The organism is Embleya sp. L77 (genome assembly GCF_055557415.1).
The window spans coordinates 3,008,596-3,022,037 of sequence record NZ_CM145710.1 but is presented as its reverse complement, the minus strand read 5'-3'; the positions used below and the strand labels follow the sequence as shown (position 1 = coordinate 3,022,037).

Sequence of the window (13,442 nt, the reverse complement as noted above, 5' to 3'; positions counted from 1 at the left end):
TCAGCCCGCCATCGCCGGAACATTGTTGGGCGAGTATCGAGAGGCGGGGACGGCGATCGGCAGCATCGCCTGGACGGTGCGGCCGGCGCCGCAGTCTTCGACGTCCACCCTGCCGGCGAGGCTTGCGACGATGTCCAGGCCGCGGCCGTGCTCGTCGGGGTCGCAGAGGCGCGGCCGACGCCGGGTGCAGTGGTCCCCGTGGTCGTCCACCACGATGTTCAGCACGCCGGCGTCGTTCAGCACGCCGGCGTCCAGGACCAGGCGGACCGTCATGACGCTCCGGCCGTACTGCGCCGCGTTCGCGGCCAGCTCGCCGACGATCAGAACCGCGGAGTCCCGATCGTCGCCGACCAGACCCCAGCGGGCGAGCATGGCGCCCGTGAAGCGGCGGGCATCGGCGACCCGGACGTCCCGGGCCGGCAGGGCGATCACGGCGTGCCGTCGGTCGACCGTCGGTGCGGGGCGGCGAACCCGGCCCCGGACACCCGCCTGCGATCCGCCGGGCGCGACCTCGACGCGACGCTGCGGGGCGTCGAGGACGCCGGCGGTTCGGTATGGGCACATCTCGAGTGCCTCCAGATCGTGCAGCTCGGCCGGTGGCCGAGCGGTCGTGCCGTGCCGGGGGGTTCGGGCTCTACTCGTGATCCAAGCTACCCCTTGGTCCAATAGGTGTAAATAGTATCTTCCGGGACTTAGAATAAGGGGAGACCGACCAGACGGCCGAGGAGTTTCATGCTCAAGCGCACGGCACGGGACATCCGCCGGCAGAACCGGTTCGAGGTGCTGCAGAGCACGTACGCGGCCGGCGAACACGTGAGCCGGCAGCAGATCGCAACCGCGACCGGGCTGTCCACCGCCACGGTCGCGAACCTGACCGGCGAGCTCCTCGACGTCGGCGTGCTCGTCGAGGTCGGACGGGAGGACTCCGGCGGCGGACGCCCCCGGGCACGCCTCGCGGTCAACGCCGAGCGAGGACTGCTGGTCGGCGTCGACGTCTCCGAGGACTTCGTCCACCTCGAGCTGTACGACCTCGCGATGAACGCGCTGCGCACCGTCGAGCGCCGGATGGACCCGCAGGGCAGCTCCCCGAGCGACGTGGTGGAACACATCACCCTGGGCGTCGACGACCTCCTCGCCACCCCGGACGTGGATCCCGACCGGGTACTGGGCATCGGAGTCAGCCTGCCCGGACTGGTCGAACGCGAGGGCGGCGTCTCCGTCCTCGCCGTCTACGGACACTGGCGCGACGTACCCATGAAGGCCCTCTTGGCCGAACGGCTCGACTTCCCGCTCCACGTGGACAACCCGCTCAAGGCCAGCACCGTGGCCGAGCTGTGGTTCGGCGCCGGACGCGACGTGGACGACCTGGCCGTCGTCACCCTGCGCACCGGCGTCGGCGTCGGCCTGGCCATCGACGGATCCCTCTACCGCGGCACCACCAACAGCGCCGGCGAATGGGGTCACATCATCCTCGTGATGGACGGACGCGCCTGCCGATGCGGCAACCGCGGATGCGTCGAGGCATACGTCGGCGCCACCGGCATCCTGCAGACCCTGCGCGAAACGGACCCGCACCACCCGATCCTCACCATCGACGACCAGATCGCCGCGATCGAGGCCATCGCCGACGCAGCCCGCCGAAACGACCCCATCGCCGAACGGGTGATCGAGGAAACCGGCCGCTACCTCGGCGCGGCCGTCGCCACCCTGATCAACATGCTCAACCCGACCGGAATCGTGCTCGGCGACTGGGTCGCCGACCGCCTCGGCGAACCGCTGCTGACCGCCACGCGCGACGCCGCGGCACACTACGCACTCGACCAGCCGTTCGGAGCGGTGACCCTGAGCCTGTCCGAACTGCCGGACAACCCGGTGTGCCTGGGAACGGCCACCTTCGCCCTCGAAGGCTTCCTCAACGACCTCACCGCGCACTCCGGCCGGTTGCCGGCCCGGCCCACCGTACGAGCGCTCACCCGCTGACGACGACCCCGGCGGCAGACGGCGAACCGCCGCCCGCCGCCCGGGACTCACGCGTCCTGCCGTTGCTCGCGGACATGCACGTGGTGGTTCCCGCGCTGCCGGGCTTCCCGTTCGCGGCCCGCTCACCTGCCCGGCATGTCGGCCAATCGAATCGCCGGGATCGTTGCGGACGCTCCACCACCGCAACGACGCCGGGAAGACGCCAAAGCATGGACGCCTGTTCTAGCCGTTGTGGCGCGCCCCGGGGCTGACGGTCCCGTCGGTTTCGATCGCGGCCAGGGCGTGGTCGACGTCCTGGTATTCGGCGACGACGAGGGACAGGCCGGTCACGCGCAGCATCTTGCGCAGTCGCTCGGGTGGGGCCGCGACGACGACCGTGCCTTGGTGAATGCGGGTGCGGTGGAGGAGGGCGACCAGGACGGCCAGGCCGGTGGAGTCGGAGAACCGCAGGTGGGCCAGGTTCAGGACCACCCGGTGGAGTCCTTGGTCGATCAACTCGAAACCGCGCCCGCGCAGTCGGGGCGCGGTGTGGTGGTCGAGGTGGCCGCGAACGTCGACAACCGCGACACCCGGACGTGGGGTGTGCACGGTCAGAACGAGGTCGGGTTCAGGCACGCCCATCGGATCGCCGCCTTGCCGGTCGGGAATGTCCACAGCGGTGTACTCGGTTGCCTGGCTGTATCGCACGCTTCAGCGTCGATCGACTGCGGCCACGGACGTGTCGGCCCGCCGCGTGCTGTTCGACGGCCCACCGTGTGGTGAGCATGTCGAGCAGACGCGGCCCGTAGCCGCCGTGGCCGTTCGCGGGCGCTGGAGGACGAGGAGATCGGGGGCGCGATCGCCCACCGAGGTCTCGACTCCGTCGGGGATGGACGCCGTCTGCGACGGACGCACTCGCGGGTCGGCGTCGAAACCGGATCCGTTCGCCGCTTACGGCGTGCCGGCGGGGCCGGTGCCCGGGCTGCCCGGGGTGCCCGGTGCCGTGTTGCCGTAGTAGTCGGCGGTACGGGTGCGGTGGTCGTGGTCGTCGAGGTGCTTGTCCTTGTCGAACTCGGGCGAGTTCTTGATCTCTTCCTTGGTGCGCGAGACGTGCACGACCTTGTTCTCGGTGTCGATGCGCGAGATCGTCCCCGCGGGCAGCAGGACGTGCTTGCCGAAGATCCACACGCCCGTGTCCACCACCAGGTAGGACGCGTCGACCTCGTCGTTGTGCTTGTCCACCTTGCCGATGTGACCGTCGGAGGCATCGACCTTGTAGCCGGCCAGGCTCGTGCCGGCCGTGTAGCCGGACTCGGGACGGTGACCCCACACATTGTCGGCGGTACTCACAGAAAAACCCTCCTCGGGTGTCGACGACCCCTGCGGCAGACGGCGAACCGCCACCCGCCGCCCGGGACTCGTCCGTGCAATGGTTCTGCGCACGCCTGCCCCACCGTTCCTGCCCCACACCCACGATCCGAGGAGACGACGGTCGCGGCCGGCGAACGGTGCCCCCGGTGAGCGTCGTGTTGCCGCCGCCGCTGCCGCCGGGAGCAGAGTTGTTGCCGGCGTTACCGCCGTTGCTGCTGTTGCTGCCGTTGCTGCCGTTGCTGCCGGAGACACCCGTGGCGTCGAAGCCCACCTGGGTCACCCCCGCGGGGACGGCGGTGTAGACGAACGTGCAGGTCACCAGGCTGCCGGCCCGTATGCAGGTGCCGGTCGGAGACGGACACCGCGCCACACGACCACCCGAAAAGTCGAGCCGTTCCGGAAGGGTCACGACCCCTCCGGAATGCGGCGCACGATGCCCACGACACATTCCGACCGCCGCTCAAACAGTGACATGCGTCACGAGCGCGCGAGTAGCCGTGACAGCGTCACGCCCGCCGAACCGCGCCTACTTATCGCGCTTTGTCCGACTGGGGTAATCCATCCGCTTCCAAGCCGAATTGAGCATCCCGACGAATGGGATCCCATGCGTCGTTTTCGATGGCCATTGGCGTTTCCGATTGCCGATCACCAATTTCGCATCACGTGGTGACCACACCGCCGGCACGACTGTCCGTCCCGAGTCAAGTCTGCCCTCCGGTTCCGCCCCGCAGGCGGCCACCGACACTTGCGAGCCCGTTCCCGGACTTCCAACAATGGCGGCCCGCCGGCGTCCGACGGCTCCGGCAACAGGACGCTACGCCGAAACCAAGTGAGGTCACGCATGCGGAAGCACCGTCACCGCAGGACGCAATACAAAAAGAAGATGGCCATAGCCGCCGCCACCCTGGGCATCATCGGCATACCCACCGCCGCCATGGCCTGCCTGGCTCCCCAGGGCCCGGGCGGGACGAAGAACGTCGCGGGCGCGACGAGGAACGTCGGCAACCAGAGCACGCACCCCTCCTCCAGCCTGCCCCTCCCCGGCACACCGGTCCCCAGCCGGACGGACAGTGCGGCCGATCCGACCGGGGGAACCCACCCGACCGCGAAGACCACTCGCACTCCGCACAAGCGGAAACCCACCGGGACGACCAAGCTCCCCACCGCAACGACACCGATACCGACCCAATCTGCCGCGACCCGACCGACAAACCCCGTCGGCGAGCCGACCACCGAAGCAAGCAAGCCCCCCGCCCCGGCGAAACCCACCACCGAAGCAAGCAAGCCCGCCACTCCGACGAAACCAACCACCCCCGCCGACACGCAACCGGCGACCAGCCCGGCCGTTCCGCCCTCGAGCTCCGCCGCCGAGGTGGTGACCCTCGTCAATCAGGAGCGCGCCAAGGCAGGATGCCCGGCACTCACCGTCAACACGAAACTGACGGCCGCCGCCCTGCAACACAGCCAGGACATGGCCGCCCACGCCAACATGTCGCACACCGGCTCCGACGGCTCCGACCCGGGCGAGCGCATCACCCGCGCCGGCTACACCTGGACGACCTACGGCGAAAACATCGCCCACGGCTACAGCACGTCCCAGCAGGTCATGACCGGCTGGATGAACAGCCCCGGACACAGGCAGAACATCCTCAACTGCTCCTTCAAGGAGATCGGCGTCGGCCTCGCGGGCCCGAACTCCTACTGGACGCAGAACTTCGGCACGGCCCGCTGACACCACCGGCCCGCCAACACCGCCGGCCGGTCCCCAACACCCACAGCACCGGCCGGCGGACGCGGATCGCCCACGCCGCGCCACACCTCCCCGGCGCCGATCCCCCACCCGGCACGCCGCTCCCCGCGAGGCCAACGGAAAGACCCGACACCGTCGAATCGGCACCGCCCAGCCGGCACTCCGCCCCCGGCCACCGATCGTCGCCGACGGCCGGCGACGCCGACCAGGGTCCCGACGTGCCGCTCCCGCCGCGCGCGAGCACTGTCGAGCGCGTCCGAGGCCGGCCGTGGTGATCAGCCATGCGCCCAGGTCGCGGATCGCCGCCGGGTCCGCGATACCGCGCGGAACCCAGACCACCTGGACGCAGTCCGAGCACGCGCCGAGGCCGGGGCTCACCCGTCGGCCGGCATCGTTCCGAACGCGCCGATCAGCTCGTCGAACTCCGCATGCAGCAAGGGCACGTGGGCGTCGGCGCCCGGCAGCACCCAGAACCTGTCCTCGCGGATCGCCGCGGCGACCTGTTCGCCGGCCTCCCGGGCGCTCATCGCCCCCGCCTGTGACCTGCGCATCGCGTCGATCACGTCCCGCGCCGCCGGAGCCGGCCCGCCGTCTCCGGGAGTCTCGTCGCGGGCGTGCGCGGCGGGGCGGGCGTTGACCCGGTCGAGCATCTCTGACCGCACCTTGCCGGGACACAGCAGCGACACCCCGACCGCGGTTCCCGCCAGTTCCGCGCGAAGTCCCTTGGTCAGGCCGACGATGGCGTGCTTCGTGGCACTGTAGGGTCCGGTCATCGCGCCGCCGATCAGGCCGCCCATCGACGCGGTGTTCACGATGTGCCCGCCTTCCGGTTGCGCGAGCATCAGCGGAACGAACGTCCGTACGCCGTGCACGACTCCCCACAGGTTGACGTCCACGACCCACTGCCAGTCGACGAGTTCGGTCTCCCACTGCCTGTTCAGCGTCCACACCCCGGCGTTGTTGCAGACGACGTCGACCCGTCCGAACCCGGCGAGCGCGGCATCCGCGAGGGCTTGGACGGCCGCCGCGTCCCGCACGTCGGTGGGCACCGCCAACACCTCGGCGCCGTCCGCTGCCAGTGTCGCGGCTGCCTCCTCGAGCCGTACCGCATCCCGGTCCGCGAGGACCACCCGCATCCCCTCGCCCGCGAGCGCCTGCGCGATGCCGTAGCCGATCCCACCGGCCGCCCCGGTGACCACACCGACACGTCCCACACGTTCCCGCATTCCGCTCTTCCCGTCCGGGCAACCCGCACCGACCGCCCTCGCCCGCGCGTCCGCCGCCGCCCGGGAACCCGAGACCTCGACGTGCGAGGCCCCCGATGATCGAGGCTCGGGTGTCCGACCCGATTCGACCTGCGGATTGCCCTCTCTTCCAGTCTTCCGGCCCCGTCAAATCCGGCGCCCTGTGGCATAGGAACCACGAGGTTCCCGCAGCCCTCGGCGGCCACCACGAACCCGCGGAGATTTGACGGCGAGGCGCGCCCAAGGGGACGTCACACCGCGACGGGGCCGCTCCGAAGGCGCGCACCGGCCCGGCGCGCGTACCCGATTTCGACTGCCGAGAGCACCAACGTGAGGACCCACAGGCCCAGTTGCAACTTGTCCTGGAGCGGGTCCGGCACGTTGGCGAGGTCGTCGGGTACCCCACCCGAGATCCACTCGACCAACACATTGCCGTACGAAGAGGTGCCGTACACGAAAGCGGGTGCGGCCAGTGGCGCCAGATAGGGGTGCGCGACCCGAGCGCCGAACAGGTCGCCCACCGCGGCGGTGAAAATCATCGCGAGGACGGACAGCGCGGCCACGACACCCGCCACCAGAACCAACGAAGAAATCAGGTGGAACAAGACAAAGGATCCCCCGGTGCGATGTGCCGATTCGATGCTGTACCGGACGAATCCGAACGTCGCCGCCGAGACGATCAGGGTGACCAGGGTGTACGAAACCGGCCCCGCGGCGCGGTCGTCGCCCATCACGAACCGCCGCAGCGCGGGTCCTCGCGGCGGGCCGGACACCAGGGCCAGGACGAACCCGACTCCGAGCACCACCACACCGGCCACGACCGCGCCGGCCATGGCCTTCGCGACCAGGAGGTCGAAAGCCGCGTCGACACCGTCCGGCGCCCATCCATAGCGGATCACCAAATAGAGCAGGAGCGCCGTGGACAGCGCCCCGCGGACCCGTCCGATGATGTCGAAGGCGTCCGTCTCGCGCATCGGATCGGTGCGGTAGCGCGACAGAAACGCTCTTCCAGCCGCGAGGACCCCGGCGGTGAGGGCCGCGGCAAGCAGATACAACACGACGTGCACCAACGAACTCTCCCCCGTACGCCAGTCGATGCGAGTGGCGTCCCGAAGGCTTCCACATCACGCGACGCGGCGGCAAAAGCGTTTCGACGCAGCTCGGGGCGACGCATCTCGCAGCAGGACCTCCTCCGCGCGACGAACCTCGCGAGTACCGGGGGCGCCGAGAAGGGCCGCCGCCGGCCGAGCCGCTGCCCTCGATGCACCATGCCGGGGCTTGCGGCCGGGTGCGAAGCGGCCACGGGTGGGCCGAGGTTGCCCTCCCCGCTCAGGACTCGTCCGCGTCCTTGCCCCAGTCCCGCAGTCGGCGCAGCGAGTGTCCGGTCGCCGACTTGCACAGGAACTCGGCGCGCTCGTAGGACAGTCGTCCCCGGCCGGTCTGCGGGCAGACGTCTTCCGCGCCCAGAATGCCCGCCCGCGCCGGACCCGGGCGTCGATCGGCGAGGAACACCGGGCCGCGGGTGCGGCCGTCCAGGAGTTCGGGCAGGAGCGCGGCCGTCCCCGACCGCCAGGTGATCCACGCGCGATGCCGATCCGACCGCCGATCCGACCGCCGGTCCACACGGCGGGCTCGCCGCTCCGGCAGGTCGAGGTCTTGCACGTTCAGGGCCAGCACGTCCGCGACGGTGGCGCCGGACTCGCGCAGCAACGTCCACAACGTGCGCTCCCGCAACGGGGCTTCCGCGTCTCCCGGCCACGCCGTTCCGGGCGGGACCGGCATGGGCGCGGGGCGGTGTTCGCGCGTCCGCTGGGGAACGGCCGCGTCGAGGCCCGGGGTATCCGTCCACGCTCCGAACGCCCGTACGGCGGAACGGTGTCGGTTCCAGGTGGCCGCCGCCACGCCGCCCCACGACACGCGGAAGGCACCGGCGATCTGATCGGCCGTCAGTGACGCGAGCGGCAACCCCACGCCCAGAGACAGCCGCAGTCGCCACAACGTCTGTCGGTAGGAGCGGGCCGTCGCCGGCGCGAGTCGGTCCTGGGCCAGAAACGCGTCGATGGCCTCGCCGAACGTCCGCGTGGACGCGTCCCCGATCGGGATCGCCTCGGCGCGACGCGTCAGAAAGGCGCGTTCGACGGCGTTCTTTGTCAGCAGCGCCGCACGCTCGAACTCGCGGCGTGCCTCCTCGCCGCGCCCCAGGCGCAGCAGCAGGTCGCCGCGCACTCCGGGGAGCAGGTGGTAGTCGCGGAGCGCGGGATCCGAGGTGAGCGTGTCGACGAGGGCGAGGCCGGCCGCGGGACCGTCCGCCATCCCCACCGCGACCGCCTGGTTGAGCCGCACCACGGCGGTGGGCAGGAGTCGGGCGAGGGCGGCGTACAGTCCGGCGATCCGCACCCAGTCGGTCTCCTCGGCGGTGCGCGCCTGGGCATGGCAGACGGCGATCGCGGCCTGCAACACGTAGGGCCCTGGCCGACCTGGCGTACCGACCGTGCGGGCCCGCAACATCGCCGCGAAGCCGCGGCGGATGAGCAACCCGTCCCAGCGTCCCCGGTTTTGCGTGTGCAACGGAACCGGTTCGCCCGCGGGGCCGGTGCGCGCCGCCGTACGGGACGCCTGGATCTCCATCAGCGCCACCAGGCCGTGCACTTCCGCCTCGTCCGGCGCCGACTCGGCGAGCAGGCGCCCCAACCGCAGCGCCTCCAGGCACAGGCCGGGCCGCATCAGGTCCTCGCCCACGGTCGCCGAATAGCCCTCGTTGAAGATCAGGTAGACGACCTCCAGGACCGAGGACAGGCGTTCGGCCAGCTCGGCGCCGTCCGGGAGTTCGAACGGCACCCGCTCCTCGGCGAGCGTGCGCTTGGCCGTCGCGATGCGGCGGGCGATGAGCGGCTCGACGGTGAGGAACGCGCGGGCGATCTCGGACGCGGTGAGCCCGCCGAGCAGCCGCAGGGTCAGGGCGACGCGTGCCTCGGTCGGCAGGACGGGATGGCAGGAGACGAACATCAGCCGCAGCACGTCGTCCCGCTCGGACGCCGGCTCGGCGGCCCCGAGATCGTACTCGGGGCCGCCGACACCGTCGTCGAGCCGGCGCTGTTCGGCCAGTTCGTACGCGAGCGTCTCGCCGTGTTCCGCCAACCGCCGGTCGCGGCGGATGTGGTCGACGGCGCGGCGCTTGGCGACGGTGGTGAGCCAGGCACCGGGATTGTCCGGGACCCCCGACCGCGGCCACTGCTCCAGCGCCGCGACCAGCGCGTCCTGCGCCAGTTCCTCGGCCACCCCGACGTCGCGCACCATGCGGGTGAGCGCGGCGACGATCCGGGCCGACTCCATCTTCCAGATCGCGTCGACCGTGCGGTGGACGTCCGTCACGGACCGAAGACCTGCTGGATCACGCTCTCGCCGTCACCGACGATCCTGCGGAACCGGCGGCCCAGTTCGATTGCCTCCTCCTTGGACCGGACCTCGACCAGGGCGAAGCCGACGACCGCCTCCTTGGACTCGGCGAACGGGCCGTCGGTGACGGTGATGTCGCCGCCCTCGGACACCAGCCGGACGCCGCTCGGCTCGAGCCCGCCGGTGGCCAGCAGCACGCCCGCGGCGCTGAGTTCGTCGATGAAGGCACCCATCTCGGCGAACAGCTTCTCGTCGGGGGCCTTCGCGTTCTCCGAGGCCTTGGACGTCATCAGGTAGCGCATGGTGTTCCTCCGGTTTCGTCTCGCCCGGCCGGATCGCCGGGGCGCACCGACACGTCGCGCCGGCCATGTGACAGGGAATTGCATTATTCCCTGTCACATCGACGGATCGACGACGGTGCGAGCCCCGGGGAAGAAATCCGAGGCTCGCCCGCCTCTCGAGAGTCGTGGACGGCCCGACGATCTCCACGACCAACGAACAACGAGGAAACGAGACGGTTCGATGCGCATTGTGATTGGTCAATTCGTCAGCTTGGACGGCGTCATGCAGGCCCCGGGCCATCCGGACGAGGACACCGAGGGCGGGTTCGCCCACGGTGGCTGGACACACCCGTTCTTCGACCCGCAGGTGATGGGCGGCGCCCTCGCCGAGTGGGCCGCCGACACCGACGCGCTGCTGTTCGGACGCCGCACGTGGCAGGGCATGGCCGCGGCGTGGCCCGAGCGGGCCGGCGACCCCTTCGCCGACCACATGAACTCGGTCGCCAAGTACGTCGTCTCCGGCACCCTGGACGACGACGACCTGACCTGGAACAACACCACCCGCATACCCGGCGACCAGGCACTCGACCGGATCAGGAAGCTGCGCGACACCGCGGGTCGGGACCTGGTGGTGATGGGCAGCCTCTCGCTCGCCCGCACCCTCCTGGCCGAGGGGCTGGTCGACGAACTGCGGCTCATGATCATGCCGGTGCTGGTCGGTGGCGGAAAGACGATGTACCCGCTCGACGGCACACTGCGCACGCTCGAACTGGTCTCGACCACGGTCAGCGACACAGGCGTACACGTGTGCACCTATCGACCGGTGACCGCGGCGTAGTTCGCACCCGGGACCGAGTCCCCACGGCGCGGGCGACGGTGTGTCGGCGAGGGAGGGTGGGCGCCGCGATCTTCGCGGCGCCCACCGCGTTTCCGAGGATCTCGGCCGGTTGCCCCTGGGCGCGGGACAGGTGCGGCCCGAGGGTCTCCGGGGCGATGGCCGCCGCGAATCCGAGCCGGTCGAGGTCGGCGTGCGTGCGCGCGTTCAGTCTGGTCCGAACGAGTATTCGGCCCGCCCTGTCCGAACTCGGCCCCGCCGCAGGCGTCATCGGAGCAACACGCCAAAAGGGGGGCTACGGCGAACCCCGCGTACTCCACTCACGTCGCTGCCCGGTGTTACGCACATCGTTGGGCCGGGTGATCACGGGTCGGGGGCAGCGCGGCGACCGGGCAGGATCGGCGGGAAGACCGCGGCCGGTCCCCCGAAGCCCGAAGTCGGCGACGAACCCGTACTGCGACGGGTGCGCGCAGGTCCGGGAATCGAATCCGAACCGACTTCGCCGAGCCGGACAGAAGCAGGATGTGACAACCATTCGGCACCACACAACCGACGCCGAGCTGTGGCTTCGCATACAGGCGGACGAGCACGACGCCTTCGGCGAAGTGTTCGACCGGCACGCCGACGCCGTGTACCGGCATCTACTGCGGCGCACGGCAGACTGGTCCGAGGCCGAGGATCTGACCTCTGCGGTGTTCCTGCACGTGTGGCGCCGCCGCAACGAGACCTCGCCCCACGGGGAAAGCCTGCTGCCCTGGCTGCTCGGTATGGCCAACGGGGTGCTCGGCAACAGCCGAAGAGCCCGGCGCCGCTACAGCGCCCTGCTCGCGCGCGTGCCGCTGCCGCCGGCCGCGCCCGACCACGCCGACGACGTCGCCGGACGCCTGGACGACCAACGCGCGGCCGCCATCCTGCGCCGCTCCGTCACGCGCCTGCCCCGCCGGGAACGCGACGTGGTCGAACTGTGCTGGTGGGACGGGCTCAGCCAGGAGGACACAGCCGCCGCCCTGGGCATCCCCGTCGGCACCGTGAAATCGCGGTTACACCGGGCCAGGCACCGACTTGGCGAAGACGCAAGAACGGCATTCGGCAGGGCGCCGTCCACATCGAACGAGATGGAGCACCCCGCATGACGCACGACACTCCCCGCGACCACACCGACATCGATACGGCCCGCCTTGCCCACCGCGACCGCCGCCGAGCCGAACTGCTCGCGGTGGTACGGCATTTGGAGGCGGATGGGCGAGCCGAGCGTCCCACCCGGACCCGTCGGGTCCTGATCCCCGCGCTGGCGACCGTCGCCGTGTTCGCGGCGGGTTCGACCGGGTGGGTCCTCAGGGACGGCGCCACCTCGAGCCCGACGGGACCGGCCGCACACGGCCGCCCCGGTGGGCAGACTCCCCAGCAGGGCGTACCCCAGGCATCCGCTCGGCCAGGGGACCCCGTTCCGTGGACCGTCGCCACCGCGCAGATGAAGAAGTGCATCGCCGACGGAATCGCCCGGTCGCCCACAGGGGTGACCACTTCCGTGGAGCCTCCGATCCCGGTTCCGATCGTGGATCTCGACGAGTCCATGAGGACTTACGGCACCTGGAAGCAACCCGAGGAAACCGCCGCCTATCGCCCGTACTTCACCGCGTGGGTACCCGAGATGAGGAGCGGGACGCTCCAACCTTTGGTGGTCGCGAAAGGAGAGGGACCGGGGATCATGGTGTGCGAGGGGCCCGCCGAGCGTCCCGATGCGAAGAATTCGGGCGTAAGCGCTCCCGACGGTCTCCTGTACGAAGCCATCGATTCCTCGCACCGGCATTACGACGCGATCCTTGAGCAACCGGGCCCACCGACCACGACGCACGCGCCGAGCGCGCCGAAGCCACCGGCGGCATCGGAGGTGGCCAAGTCCGTGGAGGACGCGCGGAAGGGGTTCGAAGGTTCGCTTGCGACGTCCCGCCCGACCGCGTCCGTGCCCGGCCGCATCGCGGAGAAGATGCCGCCCTTCGACGTGCTCTGGGGCCGTGCGGCACCCAACGTGGCCCTGGTGACCGTGGAGTACCCGAACGGCCACGTATCGAATGCCGTGATCCGCAACGGTGCGTGGATCGTCGTCACCGATGCGAGCCTGGTCGGGCCCGTCGATCCCCGTTTCGGCCTCACCCCGACACACGTGCGAGCCTTCGACCGATCGGGAGTCCTGCTGGTCGACAACCCCCAGGAAGACCCCACCGGGGATCGCAGGTGGACTTTCTCCAAGGCCGAACCGGGCCTCTGCTACCGCATACCGGGCGGCCGCGTCGTCGCGCGCAACGCCGGCCTGGCCGCGCCCGACCCCGGGACCTGCCGTGTGGCCGGAAGCTGGAACGGCGCCCGGGGCTGAGTTCGTGCCGGGCCGGAGACGGGTCCACGCCATGGCCGGCGTCGGTCCCCGCAGGTCTTGGACACGTCGCCCCGCGAACGGCCGCAGGGGAGGCCATCGGATGCCGCCCCGGCGGTGCGGCCCCGGCCGGTTTGGTGACCACCGTCAGGCCGGGCACATCGGCGAAATGTCCGGCCGGCGTCCACAGCGACGGGCTGCCGCGGCGGCACACCCGGCAGACGCGCCGCGTGAT

Annotated in this window: 13 protein-coding genes; 6 read left to right on the top strand and 7 right to left on the bottom strand. The window is 70.8% G+C overall.

All coding sequences use genetic code 11. The features are described 5' to 3' along the window. A complete protein-coding gene (locus ACZOOI_RS42660; protein ID WP_465282202.1) occupies positions 1-564 on the bottom strand; it encodes an ATP-binding protein in 564 nt (187 codons plus the stop codon). A gap of 168 nt (positions 565-732) precedes the next feature. Here ACZOOI_RS42660 and ACZOOI_RS42655 point away from each other — a divergent pair, with 168 nt between their 5' ends. Continuing rightward, the gene (locus ACZOOI_RS42655) at positions 733-1,980 is read left to right on the top strand and encodes an ROK family protein (protein WP_465282201.1); all 1,248 of its coding nucleotides are present in this window, start codon (positions 733-735) and stop codon (positions 1,978-1,980) included. A gap of 222 nt (positions 1,981-2,202) precedes the next feature. Here the strand turns inward: ACZOOI_RS42655 and ACZOOI_RS42650 are convergent, their stop codons facing one another. Together ACZOOI_RS42650 and ACZOOI_RS42645 are read right to left on the bottom strand one after the other, a co-directional pair. Beyond that, the gene (locus ACZOOI_RS42650; protein WP_465282200.1) at positions 2,203-2,601 is read right to left on the bottom strand and encodes an STAS domain-containing protein; all 399 of its coding nucleotides are present in this window, start codon (positions 2,599-2,601) and stop codon (positions 2,203-2,205) included. A gap of 309 nt (positions 2,602-2,910) precedes the next feature. After that, positions 2,911-3,309 carry a PRC-barrel domain-containing protein gene (locus ACZOOI_RS42645; protein ID WP_465282199.1) on the bottom strand — a complete coding sequence of 133 codons (399 nt, stop codon included), beginning with the start codon at positions 3,307-3,309 and terminating at the stop codon, positions 2,911-2,913. Positions 3,310-3,476: 167 nt separating this feature from the next. Here ACZOOI_RS42645 and ACZOOI_RS42640 point away from each other — a divergent pair, with 167 nt between their 5' ends. Then, on the top strand, positions 3,477-3,632 hold the full coding sequence (locus ACZOOI_RS42640; RefSeq protein WP_465282198.1) for a hypothetical protein: 156 nt from the start codon (positions 3,477-3,479) through the stop codon (positions 3,630-3,632). A 581-nt stretch (positions 3,633-4,213) separates the two neighbouring features. Continuing rightward, a complete protein-coding gene (locus ACZOOI_RS42635) occupies positions 4,214-5,062 on the top strand; it encodes a CAP domain-containing protein (protein ID WP_465282197.1) in 849 nt (282 codons plus the stop codon). 392 nt (positions 5,063-5,454) lie between these two features. Here ACZOOI_RS42635 and ACZOOI_RS42630 read toward each other — a convergent pair whose 3' ends face one another. From ACZOOI_RS42630 to ACZOOI_RS42615, 4 genes are all read right to left on the bottom strand, one after another. After that, complete coding sequence (locus ACZOOI_RS42630) at positions 5,455-6,306, bottom strand: SDR family NAD(P)-dependent oxidoreductase (protein WP_465282196.1); 852 nt, start codon at positions 6,304-6,306, stop codon at positions 5,455-5,457. Between the two features lie 269 nt (positions 6,307-6,575). After that, entirely contained in the window at positions 6,576-7,391 is an 816-nt protein-coding gene (locus tag ACZOOI_RS42625) for a hypothetical protein (RefSeq protein ID WP_465282195.1), read from the bottom strand. Positions 7,392-7,653: 262 nt separating this feature from the next. Next, complete coding sequence (locus tag ACZOOI_RS42620; protein ID WP_465282194.1) at positions 7,654-9,696, bottom strand: DUF6596 domain-containing protein; 2,043 nt, start codon at positions 9,694-9,696, stop codon at positions 7,654-7,656. Further along, on the bottom strand, positions 9,693-10,022 hold the full coding sequence (locus ACZOOI_RS42615) for a YciI family protein (protein ID WP_465282193.1): 330 nt from the start codon (positions 10,020-10,022) through the stop codon (positions 9,693-9,695). Before ACZOOI_RS42615 ends, ACZOOI_RS42620 begins: the two co-directional genes overlap by 4 nt. A gap of 220 nt (positions 10,023-10,242) precedes the next feature. On the opposite strand from ACZOOI_RS42615, the gene ACZOOI_RS42610 reads away from it, so the two are divergent. The 3 genes from ACZOOI_RS42610 (at position 10,243) to ACZOOI_RS42600 (ending at position 13,210) form a co-directional block, all read left to right on the top strand. Beyond that, positions 10,243-10,839 (top strand): dihydrofolate reductase family protein, encoded by a 597-nt coding sequence (locus ACZOOI_RS42610; RefSeq protein ID WP_465282192.1) that lies wholly within the window; start codon positions 10,243-10,245, stop codon positions 10,837-10,839. Between the two features lie 521 nt (positions 10,840-11,360). Then, the gene (locus tag ACZOOI_RS42605; RefSeq protein WP_465282191.1) at positions 11,361-11,969 is read left to right on the top strand and encodes an RNA polymerase sigma factor; all 609 of its coding nucleotides are present in this window, start codon (positions 11,361-11,363) and stop codon (positions 11,967-11,969) included. Continuing rightward, the gene (locus ACZOOI_RS42600) at positions 11,966-13,210 is read left to right on the top strand and encodes a hypothetical protein (protein WP_465282190.1); all 1,245 of its coding nucleotides are present in this window, start codon (positions 11,966-11,968) and stop codon (positions 13,208-13,210) included. The genes ACZOOI_RS42605 and ACZOOI_RS42600 overlap by 4 nt, the downstream gene beginning before the upstream one ends. Positions 13,211-13,442: the final 232 nt, after the last annotated feature.